The 17,818-nt window shown below is 71.0% G+C and carries 14 protein-coding genes and 2 tRNA genes; 6 read left to right on the top strand and 10 right to left on the bottom strand.

The genetic code is table 11. The features are described 5' to 3' along the window. Positions 1-102: 102 nt before the first annotated feature. Together T328_RS23085 and T328_RS23090 are read right to left on the bottom strand one after the other, a co-directional pair. Positions 103-2,001 carry a WD40 repeat domain-containing protein gene (locus tag T328_RS23085; protein WP_496498029.1) on the bottom strand — a complete coding sequence of 633 codons (1,899 nt, stop codon included), beginning with the start codon at positions 1,999-2,001 and terminating at the stop codon, positions 103-105. 472 nt (positions 2,002-2,473) lie between these two features. Continuing rightward, positions 2,474-3,295, bottom strand: coding sequence for an SAM-dependent methyltransferase (locus T328_RS23090; protein WP_496498030.1), 822 nt, complete (start codon positions 3,293-3,295; stop codon positions 2,474-2,476). 846 nt (positions 3,296-4,141) lie between these two features. Here T328_RS23090 and T328_RS23095 point away from each other — a divergent pair. The 3 genes from T328_RS23095 to T328_RS23105 all read left to right on the top strand — a co-directional run bounded on the left by T328_RS23095 (position 4,142) and on the right by T328_RS23105 (position 7,001). After that, positions 4,142-4,321 (top strand): hypothetical protein, encoded by a 180-nt coding sequence (locus T328_RS23095; protein ID WP_496498031.1) that lies wholly within the window; start codon positions 4,142-4,144, stop codon positions 4,319-4,321. Positions 4,322-4,647: 326 nt separating this feature from the next. Continuing rightward, complete coding sequence (locus T328_RS23100; RefSeq protein ID WP_496498032.1) at positions 4,648-5,616, top strand: RNA polymerase sigma factor SigF; 969 nt, start codon at positions 4,648-4,650, stop codon at positions 5,614-5,616. Between the two features lie 431 nt (positions 5,617-6,047). Then, positions 6,048-7,001 carry an RNA polymerase sigma factor SigF gene (locus T328_RS23105; protein ID WP_496498075.1) on the top strand — a complete coding sequence of 318 codons (954 nt, stop codon included), beginning with the start codon at positions 6,048-6,050 and terminating at the stop codon, positions 6,999-7,001. 320 nt (positions 7,002-7,321) lie between these two features. Here the strand turns inward: T328_RS23105 and T328_RS23110 are convergent, their stop codons facing one another. Beyond that, the gene (locus T328_RS23110; RefSeq protein WP_496498033.1) at positions 7,322-7,546 is read right to left on the bottom strand and encodes a hypothetical protein; all 225 of its coding nucleotides are present in this window, start codon (positions 7,544-7,546) and stop codon (positions 7,322-7,324) included. Between the two features lie 156 nt (positions 7,547-7,702). Between T328_RS23110 and T328_RS23115 the strand changes: the two genes are divergently transcribed. Beyond that, entirely contained in the window at positions 7,703-9,277 is a 1,575-nt protein-coding gene (locus T328_RS23115) for an MDR family MFS transporter (protein ID WP_496498034.1), read from the top strand. Between the two features lie 32 nt (positions 9,278-9,309). Here T328_RS23115 and T328_RS23120 read toward each other — a convergent pair whose 3' ends face one another. Next, positions 9,310-10,089: a TetR/AcrR family transcriptional regulator gene (locus T328_RS23120; RefSeq protein ID WP_496498035.1), complete on the bottom strand. Its 780-nt coding sequence runs from the start codon at positions 10,087-10,089 to the stop codon at positions 9,310-9,312. A 242-nt stretch (positions 10,090-10,331) separates the two neighbouring features. On the opposite strand from T328_RS23120, the gene T328_RS23125 reads away from it, so the two are divergent. Both T328_RS23125 and T328_RS23130 read left to right on the top strand, forming a co-directional pair. Beyond that, a tRNA-Ser gene (locus T328_RS23125) sits at positions 10,332-10,422 on the top strand. A gap of 190 nt (positions 10,423-10,612) precedes the next feature. Next, a tRNA-Arg gene (locus T328_RS23130) sits at positions 10,613-10,685 on the top strand. An 81-nt stretch (positions 10,686-10,766) separates the two neighbouring features. Here the strand turns inward: T328_RS23130 and T328_RS23135 are convergent. The 6 genes from T328_RS23135 to T328_RS23160 all read right to left on the bottom strand — a co-directional run bounded on the left by T328_RS23135 (position 10,767) and on the right by T328_RS23160 (position 17,750). Next, complete coding sequence (locus T328_RS23135; RefSeq protein WP_496498036.1) at positions 10,767-12,041, bottom strand: tyrosine-type recombinase/integrase; 1,275 nt, start codon at positions 12,039-12,041, stop codon at positions 10,767-10,769. Next, on the bottom strand, positions 12,041-12,238 hold the full coding sequence (locus T328_RS23140; protein WP_496498037.1) for a helix-turn-helix domain-containing protein: 198 nt from the start codon (positions 12,236-12,238) through the stop codon (positions 12,041-12,043). The genes T328_RS23135 and T328_RS23140 overlap by 1 nt, the downstream gene beginning before the upstream one ends. A 172-nt stretch (positions 12,239-12,410) precedes the next feature. Next, complete coding sequence (locus tag T328_RS23145) at positions 12,411-13,556, bottom strand: DUF3631 domain-containing protein (RefSeq protein WP_496498038.1); 1,146 nt, start codon at positions 13,554-13,556, stop codon at positions 12,411-12,413. A 364-nt stretch (positions 13,557-13,920) separates the two neighbouring features. After that, positions 13,921-14,826, bottom strand: a complete 906-nt coding sequence (locus T328_RS23150; protein ID WP_496498039.1) for a bifunctional DNA primase/polymerase — start codon at positions 14,824-14,826, stop codon at positions 13,921-13,923. Positions 14,827-14,913: 87 nt separating this feature from the next. Next, positions 14,914-15,399: a hypothetical protein gene (locus T328_RS23155; protein ID WP_496498040.1), complete on the bottom strand. Its 486-nt coding sequence runs from the start codon at positions 15,397-15,399 to the stop codon at positions 14,914-14,916. Between the two features lie 203 nt (positions 15,400-15,602). Continuing rightward, positions 15,603-17,750, bottom strand: a complete 2,148-nt coding sequence (locus T328_RS23160; RefSeq protein ID WP_496498041.1) for an FtsK/SpoIIIE domain-containing protein — start codon at positions 17,748-17,750, stop codon at positions 15,603-15,605. Positions 17,751-17,818: the final 68 nt, after the last annotated feature.

Below are 17,818 nucleotides of genomic sequence, written 5' to 3' on the forward strand. Positions count from 1 at the left end.
AAGACGAAGGGGTGACTCCCTCAGGAGTCACCCCTTTCGTGTTGTCCGTCTCAGTTTCCGTCTCAGTTGGCCCGTACGAGGGCCCCGGCGGCGCCGTCATCGTCATCGTCCGGCCCGTCGTTGGCCTCCCATAAGCTCACTGCGCGGCTCCCCCTCGATCCCGAACACGGCGACGCCGCTACCGAAGCAGACGACGATGTGCCCCGCCTCGTCCACGGCAACGGCTGTCACAGCGTCGGGGAGGTGAAGGCGGGGGACGATCTGCTGGTGGGTGGTGAGGTCCCATACCTCCACTGCACGACCGCTGGCTGTGACGGCAACGGGGTGGCCGTACACCGATGTCACCGTGAGCACCTGCACGTTGACAGCAGGCAGTTTCCCGAGGTGCCGGCCGGTTTCCACCTCCCACAGCCTCACCGACACGTCCTCTTTCCAGTTCCAGTGCTCCACATGGCCGTTCGTGGTGAGGGCGACCGGCTGCCCGCCGACGACGGTGGTGGCGATCTGCTGCACGGGAAGGCCTTGGCGCCGAAGGGAAAGAGAGCTGGTCTGCCGATTGGTGCCCAGCTCCCGAACCCGGAAGGCGCCGTGGAACGAACCGGCCACGGAGACGGGTGTGCCGTCGACCACCGCGGTGTCGACGGCGCGGACCCAGCGGCGGTGGCTGACGCCGGGCGCGCCGATCTGCTCGCCGGTGGCGACGTTCCACACCCGCACGGTCTTGTCTGTGCCGGCGGTCACGGCCAGGGGCTGCCCGGTGGCCGAGGTGGTGGCGACTGAGCGGACGGCGCCCGTGTGGCCGATCAACGGAGCGCCGAGTTGCTTACCGGCGGCCAAGTCCCAGATCCGCACGGTGCAGTCGTCGCTGCCGGTGACGGCGACGGTGCGGTCGTCGACGAGGGTGGTGGCGAGCGCCCGTACCGGTCCGTTGTGCCCCGTGAGCGGCTGCCCGAACGGCTGGCCTGAGGTCAGGTCCCACAGGCAGACGGTGTGGTCATCGCTGCCGGTGACCACCACGGGCCGTCCGTCTACTACAGCGCTGGTCACCGCCCGCACCTTCCGGCGGTGGCCGATGGCGGACTCCGCGGGCTCCAGCCCGAACCGCAGGTCCCATACCCGCACCGTGCCGTCGCTGCTGCCCGTGACGGCGACGGGCCGGCTGCCGCGCACGGTCAGGTCGACCGACCACACGAAGTCGGTGTGTCCGGTGAAGACGTGAAGCTGCTCCCCGGTGGTGAAGTCCCAGAGCCGCACGGTCTTGTCGGTGCCGGCGGTCACGGCCACCGGCCGACCGTCGAGCGTGGTGAAAGCGATACCGTCCACGCCCCGTTCGTGGCCCACCCACGGGTTTCCGACCAACTGGCGGGTGGCCAGGTCCCACACGCGCACCGTGCCGTCGTAGTGGCCTCCGGTGACGGCTACCGGTCGTCCGTGGAGCGTGGCCGTGGCCAGTGTGGACACGGTGTCCTTATGAGTGGTGAACGGTTCACCGAGTTGTTCGCCGGTGGCCAGATCCGACACTCGTATCTCCCCGAGGGAGCCGTTCGACACCGCCACCGTTCTGCCATCGAGCTCGGCCAAGGCCACATGGGACGCCATGTACTCGTGACCGGTGAACGGTTCACCGAGGTGTTCGCCGGTGGCCAGGTCCCACACCCGCACGGCCCCGTCGAATCCGCCGGTGACCGCCGCCGGCCGGCCGTGAAGCGTGGTCGTGGCGACGCCCCGCACGATCGCCGCATGCGCCGTGAACGGGCTGCCGAGCTGCTGGCCCGTGGTGAGGTCCCACACCCGTGCCGACTTGTCATTGCTGGCGGAGACGGCGACCGGCCGGCCGTCGAGCGTTGCGGTGGCAAGTCCATACACCGCGGCCGTGTGCCCGGTGAGCGGACTGCCGATCTGCTGCGCGGTGTCGAGATCCCACAGCCGTAGCGAGCCGTCGCGGAGGCCGGTGACAGCAACGGGGCGGCCGTCGAGGACTGTGGCGGCAACCGCGTACACCGTGCGTCCAGCGGCACGCTGCTGTCCAAGGGGCGGTATGGACGTCACTTCCCCGGTCGACCTCCAAGCCCACCGCAGGGCGCACCCCTTCACGCCGCCGAGCGGCGCTGACACAACGGACGTCTCACGCTCTGACATGGCGCACACCGTACAGCCGGGGTACGACACCGACAGACGGACACCATTGGGCGGCGGTCTCCGGGACGGCGCCTTTGTGCTTGCAGGCCGTCACACCTCGGGCAGGGCCCTCTGACCACCCCGAACAGACCTGGTCTTGGCGCACGCATGGGCCCGTTTCCTTCGGTTTCGCCCTAAATAAACCCACGCACTTCGCCCTTCTGACCCCGCCCTGGAGGCTGAAGTTCGCCGTCCGGCCGGGTGCGGAGGTGTCGTCGCGGGTGCCGCACAGGGTCAGCCGGTTCATCAGCGAGGGCAGGACCAAGTCGCGGTCCTGTGGTGCGATGCCGCTGTGTCAGGGCTTCGACCCGACGCCGCAGAAGTGGGTGACGTCGACGATCTCGCCCAGCTCCATGTCCGAGGGCCGCCAGCGCGAGCAGGACACCACACCCGGGTCCACCAGCGTCACGCGGTCGAAGAGGCGCGTCAGCTCGTCCCGGGTGCGCAGGCGCATCTGCGCGGTCCCCTGGGAGTTCCAGTAGTCCACCGCGCCGGTCATGGCCTCGCCGTCGACCTCGGTGGTGGGGTGCGAGATCACCAGGTAGCTGCCGGAAGGCGTGGCGTCGAGGAGCCGGTGGACGATGTCCTGCGCCTGCTCGTCGTCGAGGACGAAGTTCAGGATTCCGAGCATGGTGATCGCGACGGGACGGTCGAAGTCCAGGGTCCCGGCGGCCTCCCGCAGAATGGCGTCCGGGTCGCGCACGTCCGCGTCGAGGTACGCGGTGGCGCCCTCGTCGGTGCTCGTCAGCAGGGCGTTGGCGTGGGCGAGGACGAGCGGGTCGTTGTCCACGTACACGATGCGCGACTCCGGCGCCACGCGCTGGGCGACCTCGTGGGTGTTGTCGACGGTCGGCAGCCCGGTGCCGATGTCGAGGAACTGCCGGATGCCCGCCTCGCCCGCAAGATGGCGCACGGCCCGGGTGAGGAAGTGGCGGTCCGCGCGGGCGGAGCGCACCAACTCCGGTACGAAGGCCAGGATCTCGTCGCCGACCCGCCGGTCGACGTCGTAGTTGTCCTTGCCGCCGAGCCAGTAGTTCCAGATGCGTGCCGAGTGCGACACCGTCGCGTCGACGGGGCCGACGTGCGTCCTGCGGCTCGGTGTTCCGTCGTCAGCCATGGCCGGTCATCCTCGCCGATTGGTCAGTTGTGCGAATCAAGGCCCAACCTACAGCAGGGGGTTGGGCCGGCGCTCCGGCGAGATCACGCCACCGGCTGCAGTGGCAGTGGCGGCGGCAGCGCAGCCAGGCGGACCGGGTCCGCCAGGATGTCGATCCGTACGATCCGGCCCCCGACACCGTGAACGTCCCGACCGACGCCGGCCGCCCGTCTTTTACATGACATCCCGGCGGCACCACCCACCAGCACCGGCTGGTTGACCGCGCCCGGCCGGCGGAACATGAGCGCGCCCTCGGTACCCCCGTGAGCGCCGCGCCCATGTCGGCCTGCAGCACGACGTCCGGGTCCAGGACGACGAGGAGCGCCCCGGCGACGGAGTCCACGACCAGCGCCGCCTCCTCCGGATCCGCGGCCTCCGCGGCGGTGACGACCGGGTCGGGGAGGTGGACGCCGAGCGGCTCCGTGCGGCGGGACCGGCGGGCGCGGAGCATGTCAGGGGCCTTGCCGGCAACGTCGGCGCTGGGGGAGGGGGAGGCGGCCCCGGGGGGAACCGGCCGCCTCCCCCCGCGGCGGGCGGGCCGTACGACGCACCGCGGCGAGGGGGGAGTAGCCGCGGCGGACGCGCAGTGAGCCCGCCCCGAGCCCGCCGGGTCCTGCCGGGCCGGCGGGCTCACCGTCCATGGTGCGCCGCCGCGGCCGGCGCCGTGGTCCGCAAAAGCCCCCTGTCGCTGGGCCTTTAGTCCATAAATCGTGGGTACAAGTCCAAGCGCGGATAGAATCGTGTCGACTGCGCCTGGGGAGAGAGCGTGAAACGGGCGTGTGCCGCACAGGGGAGGCATCGACGCACGTGGACTACAAGAAGATAGGGCTGGGGCTCCTCGGGCTCTTCGCGATCTACTCCATCATCAGCTCCCCCTCGCAGGCGGCCGATGTCGTGCAGGTCGTCTTCGAGTGGATCTCGGAGCTGGCGAAGGGCATCGGCGACGTCATGTCGGACCTGCTCGACGACGCCTCGTCATCGGAGTGACGACGGGGCGATGACGGGGTGACACAGGCGGCTGCGCGACGGGACGGGCCGTCCCGCGGCGGTTCGTCACCCGGGTGATCGCCGACCACGCGATCGGCCCTGTACGTCCGTACGCGATCAGCCCTCCTGCCTGGCCGAACGGCGCCCGCCCGGGGCCCTCGGCGGCGGCCAACTGGCCGCCAACACGGCAGATTACGGTGCTTGCGCAGAGTGCGCATCTCTTGTGATGCTATGACCGCTTTTCCGGATTTGCCGGTCCTGCCTGTGGTGCGCGCCGTGGCACCGGTCGCCGGTCGTACGTCACGTGATCGCGAAGGGGTGGTGGTGTGGTGCAGCCGTTGTCCGCACGTGCCGCCCCGCCCGCCCCTGGCAGGCCCCCGGCCCCGTCCACCGCGGAGCCGACCACCCCGTCCCCGTCCACCCCGTCCCCCGCGGAGCCGGAGCCGCTCCCCGGGCCACCGCCCGGGTCCGGCCCCGCACGCGACCCCGGCCCCGACCCCGAGCCCGAGCCCGAGCCCGAGCCCGAGGAGCCACCCAAACCCGACTCCCGCGCCCTCACCCGCGCCCTCTTCGAGCAGCTCACCGCCCTCGAACCCGGCACCCCCGAGCACACCCGCGTGCGCACCGCGCTCATCGAGGCCAACCTGCCCCTCGTCCGCTACGCCGCCGCCCGCTTCCGCAGCCGCAACGAGCCCATGGAGGACGTCCTCCAGGTCGGCACCATCGGCCTCATCCACGCCATCGACCGCTTCGACCCGGCCCGCGGGGTGCAGTTTCCGACCTTCGCCATGCCCACCGTGGTCGGCGAGATCAAACGTTACTTCAGGGACAACGTACGCACCGTCCACGTCCCCCGCCGCCTCCACGAGCTGTGGGCTCAGGTCAGCGGCGCCACCGAGGACCTGACCGTACGGCACGGCCGCGCACCCACCACCGCCGAGATCGCCGCCCACCTGCGGGTCGGCGAGGACGAGGTGCGGGCCTGCCGCGAGGCGGGCCGCTCGTACTACGCCACCTCCCTGGAGGCCGCCCAGGAGGGCGACGGCATGCCGGGGCTGCTGGACCGGCTCGGGTACGAGGACCCGGCGCTGGCCGGCGTCGAGCACCGCGACCTCGTACGCCACCTCCTCGTCCAACTGCCGGAGCGCGAGCAGCGCATTCTCCTGCTGCGCTACTACCGCAACATGACCCAGTCGCAGATCAGCGCGGAGCTCGGGCTGTCCCAGATGCACGTGTCACGGCTGCTGTCGCGCAGCTTCGCGCGACTGCGATCCGCAAACCGGATCGACTCCTAACCGGATCGGGTAGGACTCTTCGAGGTCGTCGCTGACGCGCAGGCTCCGTATCTGCGCGTATATGTCGACTTGGCGCTACAGCGCGTTGCCGACTTGTGACATTCTGCTGGAACCGTGTTTGGCGTGCCCCGGCAGCCGGTATTCAGTCGGAGGCTGCTTCTCTCGGCGGTCCGGCGGGAGTCGAGGCTTCTTCCGGTTCAATGGGAGGGGCGGCCAGGAACCGTCCGCGACCTCAAGGGGGTGGCATGTCCGTAGAACTGGGCAGCTCGCAGATGCTCACCGAAGTCGCGCCGCTCGGCGCACAAGCGGCGTTCCCCGACGCCCCGGGCACGGCCCAGGGCCCGGGCCGCACCCCGGACCCGCCCCCCGACCCGGCGCCCGGCGGCCACGCCGCCGCGCCGCCACCGTCGCCGACCCACGGGGCCCCGACCATGACCACGGCGGCAACGACGAGCGCGACCACGGCCACGGCGTCGGCCAGGGCCACGGCACCGGCCGACGCGCCCCCCACCGGCCCCGACGCCGGCGCCGCCCCCGCGGTGCCGGCCCCCGCCGCCCCGGCGGACGACGACGCTCCGGACCGCGACGCCGCCGCTGAGCCCGGCGCCGTCTCCTCCGGCAGCATCGACACCCGCACCCTCTCCCGCGCCCTCTTCCTCCGCCTCGCCGAGCTGCCCCCTGGTGACAGCCCCGAGCGGACGTACGTGCGCGACACCCTGATCGAGCTGAACCTCCCCCTCGTGCGCTACGCCGCGGCCCGCTTCCGCAGCCGCAACGAGCCCATGGAGGACATCGTCCAGGTCGGCACGATCGGCCTGATCAAGGCGATCGACCGGTTCGACTGCCGGCGCGGCACCGAGTTCCCGACCTTTGCCATGCCCACCGTCATCGGCGAGATCAAGCGCTACTTCCGCGACACCAGCTGGTCCGTGCGCGTCCCGCGCCGCCTGCAGGAGCTGCGCCTGGCGCTCACCAAGGCGAGCGACGACCTCGCGCAGCAGCTGGACCGCTCCCCGACCGTGCCGGAACTCGCCCAGTACCTGGGGGTGTCCGACGAGGACGTGGTCGACGGCCTCGCCGTCGGCAACGCGTATACGGCCAGCTCCCTCGACTCCCCCGCCCCGGAGGAGGACGGCGGCGAGGGCTCGCTCGCGGACCGCCTCGGGTACGAGGACACGGCGCTGGAGGGCGTGGAGTACCGCGAGTCGCTGAAGCCGCTGCTGGCCCAACTCCCGGCGCGGGAGCGGCGGATCATCATGCTGCGGTTCTTCGGGAACATGACGCAGTCGCAGATCGGCGACGAGGTGGGCATCTCGCAGATGCACGTATCCCGGCTGCTGACGCGGACGCTGGCGCAGCTGCGGGCAGGGCTGATCGCGGACTGACGACGGGGGCCGGCGCGGGGCCGGCCCCGGTTCGTACGCCGTGCGGCGCGTGTCGCGCGCCGTAGACGGCGGATACGTCGTGTCTACGAGTACATCTGCATCGCGTCCGGAAACGCGCCGAGGGCGACGCCGCGGCGCTACGGGAACGTAGCCGACCCGCCGTCGGCACTCAGGCGGTCACGTAGCCCGGTCACGTAGCCGACCCGCCGTCGGCACTCAGGCGGTCACGTAGCCCGGTCACGTAGCCGACCCGCCGTCGGCACTCAGGCCGCTTCGCAGCCGACCCGCCGCCGGCACCCGGATCGTACGGCCCGCGCGGCTCAGCCGACCGCGAGCCACACCACCCCCGCCAGCACCGCCGCCGCGACGACGATCCCGACGATCAACCCGATTCGCGGCCCCGAACTCGCCGCCGACGCCGCCGGCTGCTGCGGCCCCCGCGCCTGCGGGCCGCCGCCCTCGTCCACGAAGGCGCGGAACATCTGCGTGCTCCCGGCCGGGTCGTAGTTGGGATCGGGCTGTTGACCTTGCGGATTGTGAGCCATGGAGCAGGACACTAGCGAACGCCCCTGACGCCTGTCAGCGGGGGGAAACCCGGCTTCCGGAAGCCCGTACCCCCGCCACCCAGGGCTTCAATTGCCTTCGGCAACCATTCGTCATACAGTTGCTTAGTGCAACAAACTAAAATCGAACCTCCCGACATGACCCACCGGCAGATACTCGAGGCCCTCTCCGGCCTCCTGCTCGGCATGTTCGTGGCCATCCTCTCCTCGACCATCGTCACCAACGCGCTGCCCCGCATCATCGCGGACCTCGACGGCACGCAGAGCGCGTACAGCTGGGTCGTCACCGCCGCCCTGCTCGCGATGACCGCCTCCACCCCCCTGTGGGGCAAGCTCGCCGACCTCGCCAGCAAGAAGCTGCTGGTCCAGATCGCCCTCGTGATCTACGTCGCCGGATCGGTCGTCGCCGGCCTCAGCCAGAGCACCGGCATGCTCATCGCCTGCCGCGTCGTCCAGGGCATCGGCGTCGGCGGCCTCAGCGCGCTCGCGCAGATCATCCTCGCCGCGATGATCTCCCCGCGCGAACGCGGCCGGTACAGCGGCTACCTCGGCGCCACCTTCGCCGTCGCCACCGTCGGCGGCCCCGTCCTCGGCGGCGTCATCACCGACACCAGCTGGCTGGGCTGGCGCTGGTGCTTCTACGTAGGAGTACCGTTCGCCGTCCTCGCGCTCGTCGTACTACAGAAGACCCTGCGCCTGCCGGTCGTGCGCCGCCAGGTCTCGCTCGATTGGCGCGGCGCCGTGCTCATGAGCGCGTCCGTCTCGCTGCTGCTGATCTGGGTGACGCTGGCGGGCGAGTCGTACGCCTGGCTGTCCTGGCAGACGTTCGCGATGACCGGCGGCGCGCTCGTGCTCGGGGCCGCGTTCGTGTGGGTCGAGACCTGGGTGCCGGAACCGGTGCTTCCGCTGCGCCTCTTCCGCAACCGCACCCTCACGCTCGCCTCGCTCGCCTCCCTCTTCGTCGGCATCGCGATGTTCGGCGCGACGGTCTTCCTCAGCCAGTACTTCCAGCTCGCGCGCGGCGAGAGCCCGACGAGGTCCGGCCTGCTGACCATCCCGATGATCGCGGGCATCTTCGTCTCCTCCACGGCCTCCGGGTGGATCATCACCCGCACCGGCCGCTGGAAGATCTGGCTGGTCTCGGGCGGGCTGCTGCTCACCTCCGGCCTCAGCCTGCTCGGCACCATGCGCTACGACACCCCGTACTGGCACATCGCCCTCTTCATGGCCGCACTCGGCACGGGCATCGGGATGATGATGCAGAACCTGATCCTCTGCACCCAGAACCAGGTCGACCCCGCCGACCTCGGCGCCGCCAGCTCGGCCGTGGCCTTCTTCCGCTCCCTCGGCGGCGCGGTCGGCGTCTCCGCCCTCGGCGCGATCCTCGGCAGCCGCATCTCCGGGTACCTGCGCGACGGCCTCTCCGACCTCGGCATCCCGCCGGCGCGCGCCGCGAGCGAGGCGGGCGGCGGCGGCACGGCGATCCCGGACCTCGCGAAGCTGCCGGCGCCGGTGCGGACGGTGGTGGAGAGTTCGTACGGGCACGGGCTCGCGGACATCTTCCTGTACGCGGCGCCGGCGGCGCTGCTGGCGTTCGTGATGGTGGCGTGCATCAAGGAGGTGGCGCTGCGGACGCGGAGCGGACTGCAGCAGACGGGCCCGGGCCCGGTGGAGCGCCGGGAGCAGCAGCCGCCGGCGAAGGCCCACGCCTGAGAGCCCGCGTCTGAGAACCCGCGTTCAGACGCTCACGCGGGAGTGATGGTGGGCCGGACCTGCTCCGCGACGCGGTCGCGCATCGCCGCCATGCCGGCGAGGACGCACTCCAGGGCGAAGGTGAAGTCGCGGTCGCGCTGCTCCTGGCCGCTTGGGAGGACGGCCGGCGGCGCTACGTACTCGGGGTGCCCCCGCAGCGTCTCCACGAACTCGCGGTAGCACTCGTCCTCCGTCACCCCGGCCGCGCGGCACAGCTCCGCCCAGCGCCCGCCGGCGCCCCCGAACCCGTACGAGAACGGAAACAGCAGCGACAGCCCGCCCGTCAGGCACTCCTCCGGCAACCCGGCGCCCCGCATCGCGCGCTGCGCGGCGGCGACGCACGCCATGGCGCGCGGCCCGACGTTCAGGTACTCGCCGGCGAGGCGGGAGACCCAGGGGTGGGCGGCGAGGACGCGCCGGTGCCCGTGGGCGAGCTGCCGGAGCTGGGCGGCCCAGTCGCCGTCGTCGTCGGCGGGGAGGTCCAGCTCGGCGTACACGCAGTCCAGGGCCAGCTCCAGGAGTTCGTCCTTGGTGTCGACGTACCAGTACACGGACATGGCCGTCACGCCCAGCTCGGCGGCGAGCCGGCGCATCGACAACCGCCCCAGCCCCTCGGCGTCGAGCAACCGCACCGTGACCGCGACGATCTTCCCCAGATCCAGCCCGTCCGCCTCCCCCGCAGCGGGCGCGGGCACCCTGCGCCGCCCCTTCCCCCGCCCGGTGAGCCAGATGCTCACCCGGGCGCCGCGGACCTTGCGGCGGACGGACGCCATGGTGCGCCTCCTCAAGGTGCTGTCGCATCGTGACCATCGGCCTACGAACCGAAACGGCCCGTACACCGATGCTATGCCCGCCCCGCCCCGCCTCCTCCCCTTCGCCCCCACCGTGTACCGCCTCGCACCCCGACAAGGGCTTTGCCCCGACAGCCCGGTGACCGGTACGGTAGGTGCGATTGGCAGCGGCCCCGCCGCCTGTGCCATCATCTGCACACACCTGCCGGACCGGCAGGTGTGCGGGAGGCGTCGCCTAGTCCGGTCTATGGCGCCGCACTGCTAATGCGGTTTGGGTTTTACCGCCCATCGAGGGTTCAAATCCCTCCGCCTCCGCCGTCCGATCAGAGAGCCCGCGCCCTACGGCGCGGGCTCTCTGCATGCGCACCCGCGACCGCCCGCCGAGCGGCACCGTCGGGGCCGCCGCGCAGGTCGGAGGGGGCGCGGGAATCGGATTTCACCTGGCGCAGGGGGTCATGTAAGGTGGTTCCCGCAACGCAGCCGGGCCCGTAATGCCCGAAAGCGGGCGCTCGTAGCTTAACGGATAGAGCATCTGACTACGGATCAGAAGGTTGCAGGTTCGAATCCTGCCGAGCGCGCCCAGGTCAAAGGCCCCGCCGGGATTCCCGGCGGGGCCTTTGACATCAACGGCTGACATCAGTACGGCCGGAGAACCGTCCTCAGTCGTCCGACGCCTCCCCCTCCGCCCCCTCGATGGGGTCGTCGAGATTCAGCGCGTCGTCCATGCGCTCCGCAGCCGCCCGCAGCGTCGTGTCCATCACGTGCGCGTAGGTGTCGAGCGTCATCGTGATGGTGCTGTGGCCAAGCGTCTCCATGATCGTGCGGGCGTCGACCCCTCGCGAGAGCAGGAGGGAAGCGCAGGTGTGCCGAAGGTCGTGGACCCTCACGCGGCGCACCTTCGCGTCCCTGCACAGGATCGTCAGCATCCTGTTCAGACTGCGAGGGTCGATGACACGCCCTGTCTGTGTCGTGAAGATCAGCCCGTCCGGCTGTCCCGGCACCGGCTGCCACTTCTTGACGGTGACCTTGCGTTCGCGCTCTTGCTGCTCACGGTGGTGGGTGAGGGCTCGTACAAGGTGCTGCGGCATGGACACGGTACGGATTGACCGGGTGGTCTTTGGCGTACCGAAGAGAAGTTCCCGCCGGATGCGCTGCACGTTCCTGCGCACTCGGAGCTGCCGGTTCGTCAGGTCGACGTCCGACCAAGTGAGGGCCAGCGCTTCCCCGCGCCGTAGTCCGGTCGACACGAGCAACACCCACAGCGCGTACAGCCGGTGGTCGCGGGCGGTCTTGAGGAGGATCCGGACTTCGGCGTTGTCCAACGGGCGCACTTCCTTGGGCGTGACGGTAGGGGTCTCCACGATGCGCGCGACGTTCCGGGCAATCAGCTCTTCGCGCATCGCCTGCTGTAGGGCCGACCGCAGCACGGCGTGCACATACTGAACCGTCCGCGCGGACGGGAATCGCTTGCAGCACTTGCCCACAGCGCAGCATTCGCGCTTCCCCTCCGGCCGCTCACCGTCGGCGCCACGCAGGCAGCAGAGGCAGGAGCCCTTGTACTCCGTCAGGAATCGGCGCACGTCTGCCGGAGAGAGCCGGTTGAGCCGCTTCTTACCGAGCGCCGGCCGGATGTAGAGCCGGGTCAACCCCTCGTAGCTGTTGAGCGTGGCGGGCTTGAGTCGTTCCGGAGCGATGGTGGCGAGCCAGTAGGTCAGGTAGTCGCCGAGCACCATCGTTGAGGATGCAGCCGGGATGCCTTGCCGGGTCTTCTCCTGCAACTCGGTGAGCTTGTCGGCCACTTCCTCACGGGTCTTGCCGTACACGAACTTCCTCGTTCGCGTCCCGTCCGGTCGGTAGACGTAGGCGGCGGCGTGGTAACGCCCGTCGGTGCGCTTGGTGATCGTTCCTTCACCGTTGGCGCGTCGCTTAGCCATCAGGCCGCTTCCTCCAATCGGTCGCGCAGGTACGCGCGAACGCTGTCGACCGGCACGCGGCGGGCCCGTCCGATCTTGATACTGGGGAGTTCGTTGGAGCGGATCAGGTCATAGACCTTGAAGCGGCTGAGCCGCAGAGCCTCCATGACCTCTGGAACGGTCAGGGCTTCGGGCGTCGTGGGTACGGCGGTGAGCACGTCGAACCTCCGTGGGCAGGCGGGGGCGTCGGCCCCTTTCCGGGAAGTCCGCTACTTCCGCTACCGCCGCTACCGTGCAGGTCAGAGGGCCTGTCGGAGGTAGCGGACGAGGTAGCGGTAGCGGATGGGTAGCGGCAAGCGGGACCGCTTGCCGCTACCGCGTTAGCGCTGGTCAGGCCGGGTTTTCGGGGTCGGGTAGCGGAGGTAGCGGACTTTCCGGGGGTGGGGGGCAGTAGCGCTGCCATGCGTCGTGGAGGTCGGCGGCGTAGTAGCCCTTGAGGACGCTCGCTCCGGTCTTGATGTTGCGGGAGGCGATGGGCTCGTTGTCCGCCGTCATGTACTCCGCGAGCATCCTGGACAAGCGCCGGTTGTCGAGCGGCTTGCCGGCCAGGTCGGCCCACGGGGCGTCGTCCATGGAGTTGAGTCGGTCCAGGATGGCGACGGTGGGCAGGCGGTCAATGCCGGTCATGACGTGGTCACGCAGGTCGGTGAGTAGCCGCACACCGAGGCTGCCTTTGTCGTTGGCGCGGGAGGCGGTCACGAGAGCCACGCACGCGGCGCGGGCCCTCTCCGGCCACCGGCCGCCCACAGCATCGGCGACGGCAAGCAGCGGTTCCCACACGTCGGCAGGGCGGTCGGTCACCCCGTCGGGCATCTCCGGCCAAGCGCCCATGACCGCGCCGCGGGCGTGTTCGGCCCACGAGGCAAGCTGGTCACGGAGCTTGTGTCCCTCGGCTTCGTGGACGCGGGCCCGGAAGGGCTCCACCTTCTCGTTCCGCGCACGCCGGCGCATGCGGACGATGACGGAACGGCTCAGGATCGTGTCCGGCAGCGACCCGAGTCCGGCGACCGCGACACCACAGTACGAGGGGAACGCCTGCACGCTCTGGTTGCCGCCGTCGCCGATACACCGGTAGGTGACACCGGTGCGTCGATGTCCGGCGTTGAGGAAGCCGCGTAGTTCCTCGTTGTCCCCGGCTTTCGGCCCGAAGACCGTGTCAATCTCATCGAAGAGGATGGTCGGCTTGCCGTTGCCGCTGGACACGCTGCGGAACAGCGCGGCGGCGGAAGCGTTCACGGCCGTCATGGGCTGCGGCACCAACGTCTCCACGATCTCCAACGCCCGCGTCTTGCCCGACCCCGGTTCCGGGGAGAGGAAGGCGAGGCGGGGGGTGGAGTCGAAGCAGTCGAGCAGGTGCGCGTGTGCGTCCCACAACGCGACCGCGACGTAAGCGGCTTCGGTGGGGAAGACGTTGAAGCGGCGGTGGAAGGCTTCCACCTCGTCCAGCAACGCGGCCCCGTCGATGGCAGTACTCATGCGGCGGACCTTTCTTCCTGGGTGCTGCGCAGCGGGCAGGTTTCACGGTGGGCCGTGTGCGCGGTGATGAGCGCCAGCACCCGCGGCCGGCCTACGGCTCGTTGGTCCCGGCCGCACAGGCACACCGACCGGGCCGAAGGCACGGCGCGGGCCGGGGCGGACACGTGCAGCCACGCCACGACATAGCGGCCGTCGGGGCGGTTCTGGATGCCCGGCTGAGGTTCAGAGCGAAGAGCAGAAGGGACGCCCTGACGGGCGACTCCCTGTCGGGCGCCTGCGTCCGCGGCCGGTGCGGCGCTGCCCGCGGGCTCTGTGCCGTAGGTGGTGCCGGTGAGGCTCTTCAGGGGGGAGGATCGGGCCCGGTTCACGCTGCCCGCCCATGCGGGTTGTGGGCGATGGACCAGTCGAGCCCCGAGCGGATAGTTGACGCGCACTCCCGCGCTGGCAGACCGGCCGCCTCCCCGCTCCCCTGAAGAGCGTTCTCGACCACGGCGCGGTCGAGGTCGCCGGATGCGATGAACCGTCCCAGGGCCCGCGCGGCACGCAGTAACGTCGCGTCCCGACGCCCCTCGGGGGCGTTACGGACGTTGGTGCTCTCGCCTCGCAGCGCGGCTGCCGCGTACGCAGACGCGTTCCCCGAGCGCGGGAGGGCCACCGGCCCCGCGAGGCGCGGGGAGGGGGTCAGAGCGGCGCAGAGCCACGCGGGCAGCGGCGCGACCGCCGCCGGGTCGGTGACGGTGTACGGGCGGCCGTCGATGGCGCTGCCCGCGGCGACGACGTAACCGCCCCACGCGCGGGTGTCGACGTGCGGTGCGAGCGTGCCCGCGGTGTTGCCCAGCCGGACGCCGGACGGGGCGGTGAAGTACCGGTGTTCGCCGCCGCTGGCGGTCCGCAGCGTGAACGTGTCGGGTACGGGCTGGCCGGTGCGCTCGTAGAGCGCCTGGAAGGTCGCCGCGCCGCCTGGCGCGTCCTGCTTGCCCTTGGGCACATCGAGGTCGATGACGACCAGCCCGGCCGGGCCGGTCGCAATACCGATGTTGAACGCGCCCGCGGACCACGCGGCGCGGATGCGGTCCGGGTCGGTCGTGGCACGCACCTCCCACTTGTGGTGCCCGCGCTGGCAGGCACCGGTGCGGGGGCAGCGTGCTTCGCTGTGCAGCGCGGGCCGCTTAGCGCCGGGGCGCAGCGGGAACACCGGCCAGCCGCGCTCCGCAGCGCTCAGCGCGGCGTCCATCAGGGACGCTCGCGCGGTGTCGTCGGGTTGGGTCATGCTGGAGTCCTCCAACAGGTCTGTTGTGGGCCGTTGGCCGGGGCGACCGCATGTCTTTGGCGAGAGAGGCGGTCGCCTCGGGCGTGTCTAGCCGTGGAAGGTGTTGCGCTTGAACACGGCCTTGCGGATGTTGACCGCGGTCCCGCCGCCCTTGCCGCCGAAGACCTGGACGGCGATCCAGCCGCCGAAGCAGATGGCGGCGAGGATGACGAGTTGGGTGACGAACGCGGTGAGCGCGGCGACGAACGAGGTGAGCAGGAACAGCCCGCCGCACACAGCGCAGAACCCGACCCCGCCCAGCGCGACGTTCACCGCCGTGCGGGACACGGCCGGCCGCGTCTGCGCGGCGAACGTCGCCGGGACCGGCTGCGCCGTGGTGGTCGGGGTGAGGGTGTAGCCGGTGACCACGCGGCCGTCGGGCAGCACCACGCTCTGCACGGCCGGGACGGCGCCCGGCTGGATGGGTACGAGCGGCGCCGCCGCGGGGGTGTCGGTACCCGGTATCGGGGTGGGCTGGTGGATGGTCACGGGCGGGTGTTCCGCCGGGCCGTGACCGGAGTAGTCGGGGTGCATGCGGAATCCCTTCGAGGCATGAGCCAGGGAGGTGGAGACACCCCCTTCCGGGGTGCGCGTGGAGGGGGTTTCGAGGCCCCCGGCCGGGACGCCTCCCTGACTCCCTGAGGATCATCACTGCTGGTCAGGGCGAGGGAGGCAGGCCAGGGAGGCGAGTAGGGAGTTCTCCCTGCCTCCCTGGCCTGCCGGGGGTGCGGCTCCCTCTACTCCGAGACGGAAGCGGAACCGTCCTCGGGGCGGTTGGCGAGTGCGCGGGCGATGCGGTCGCGGCCGATGACCATGCGGCCGTCGGACTTGTACGGCTCCGCTCCTGTGCCCGCCAGGACGCGCTTGAGGTCGATGAACGACCAGCCGCCGTAGGCGTCCTCATCCACCGCCGCGAGGCGCTGCAACACGTCCTTGGTCAGCACGCGGGCAGCGTCCCCGACCACGGAGGCGATGTCGGCCAGCGCATCGCGCTCCTGCCCCCGCTCGACCACGTGCAGCGTGGTCACGCCGTCGCGCATCGCCCGGGCGCGGACCGCGATCTCCTTGGCCTGGTCGGTGTCGATGTAGTGCGTACGCACCGTGATGGACGACTGCCCGGCCGGGATCGCGATCCCGTCGGAGGCGACAACCACGGTCCCCTTGTCCAGCCCCGGGCGCAGCAGGTTCGGGGCGGCGCCGCCGTCTACGGCCTTGTCGCCCAGCGCCATGCGCGCCTGGGACTCCGTGCCCAGCGCGAGCGAAGCGCGAGTGTGCGCACCTTCGCGGACCAGCTTGGGAAGGTTCTGGTCGGTGGGGTCCTGGGTGCCCTGCCACAGCAGCACGTTCACGGCCCGGCCCTGGTTGTGGATCTTCCGGGCGGCCATGAAATACCGCGAGCTGGCCTTGCTGCCGCCGTACGGACGCTTCTGGTCATCGACCACGGGGCACATGAACGCCACCTGTGCCTCATCGACCAGCAGAATCAGCGGCGGGAAGTCCGAGCCGGGCGGGGCCTGGAGACGGCGCTCCATCTCCGCCACACCGTCCTCAAGCATCTCCGTCGCGTCGATCACGTGATCGTCCGTCGGGCCCTGGATGAGCACCGATGCCAGACCCTCGAACATTGCCCAGTCACCGGCCCCTTTGAGGTCGGCAATGCGGAACTGCACGCTGCGGTCCAGCGCCAGCCACAGCGCCAGCGCCCGCAGCGCGGCCGTCTTGCCCTGGTTCGACAGGCCCGTGATGAGAAGGTGCCGCTGGAACAGGCTCAGCGCGGCGGCATCGCCGCGCAGGTCCTGACCCCACGGGGCCCGGCCGCGCTTGTAGTCCGCGCGGGTGTCGGGGTCGGTGACCAGCGGGGACGGCCCGATGGGCTCATCGAGCGCTCCGGAGTCCGCGATCCACAGCCGGACGGTGCGGGCGGCCGGCGGGATGGTGATGAACACTTCGTGCTCGTGCCGCGACAGGTTCTCCGCGAGCTTGCGGCGGCGGCGCTGCACCTCGTCCGTGGAGACGCCGGACGGCAGGGTGACATCCACCTCAACGCCGCATCCGGCTATGCGGATCGGACCGAGCATCCCCGCGCCCGCGTCGTTCATGTCCTTGATGGCGCCCCGCAGCGGCGCCACCCCCAGGTCGCGCAGCGCGCGGACCACGATGGACGGGGTGATGGGCTCCCCCTCGCTCGTGCCGCGGTCGGGAAGCGCCCACTGGGGTGCGGCCTGGCGGTGCCGGCCGACGCCCCACACGGACGCCAGCGCGGCGAACGGCAGGCCGATGAGCACCGGTTCCCAGACCACGGAGGCGATGAACGCACACCAGCCGATGAGCTGCACCACCGCGACCAGCGGCGTAAGGATCTGACTCGGGTCGTCGTTCGCCCACGCGAGCACGCAGCCCAGGAGAAGCAGCACGCCCGCGCCGGTACCGGCCACAGACACGGCAGCCTTGGGCGCGTCGACCATCGCCGCGAGCATCTGCATACGCCGCTTGTGCCGCGCCTTACGGAACGCAGCCAGACGCTTCTCCCACTCCTTGATCTCGTCATAGTTCCCCGCAGCCTCAGCACTGCGGATCATCCGCTCATACCGCGCGGCGGTCCGGCCGTCCCACGCACGGCGAGCGACGACCCGGGAGCCGCCGACGACGTACGCGCCGTGACGGACCACCAGACGCCCCGCGGTGCGGGTGCGCTCATCAACGAAGAACGCGCGCACGGCACGCCGTGAACGCACCCACACCGGCACCGCCGGCCGCACGGCGGCGGGCACGTCGGCGGGCGGTGCTGTGTCGGCGTGGGTGTCCTTGGTCGTCGGGAAGGTCAGCACCTTCCCCGCGGTCTCTGCCGCATCCCGCGGCGGCGGGATCGGGGTTGCATCGGTCACGATGGACTCGCTCCTTCACGGAGTCGACAGGCCCGGCCGCGTTGCTGTGGAAGGTGGGCGGCCGGGCC

The sequence above is a fragment of the Streptomyces sp. CNX435 genome (assembly GCF_059570575.1).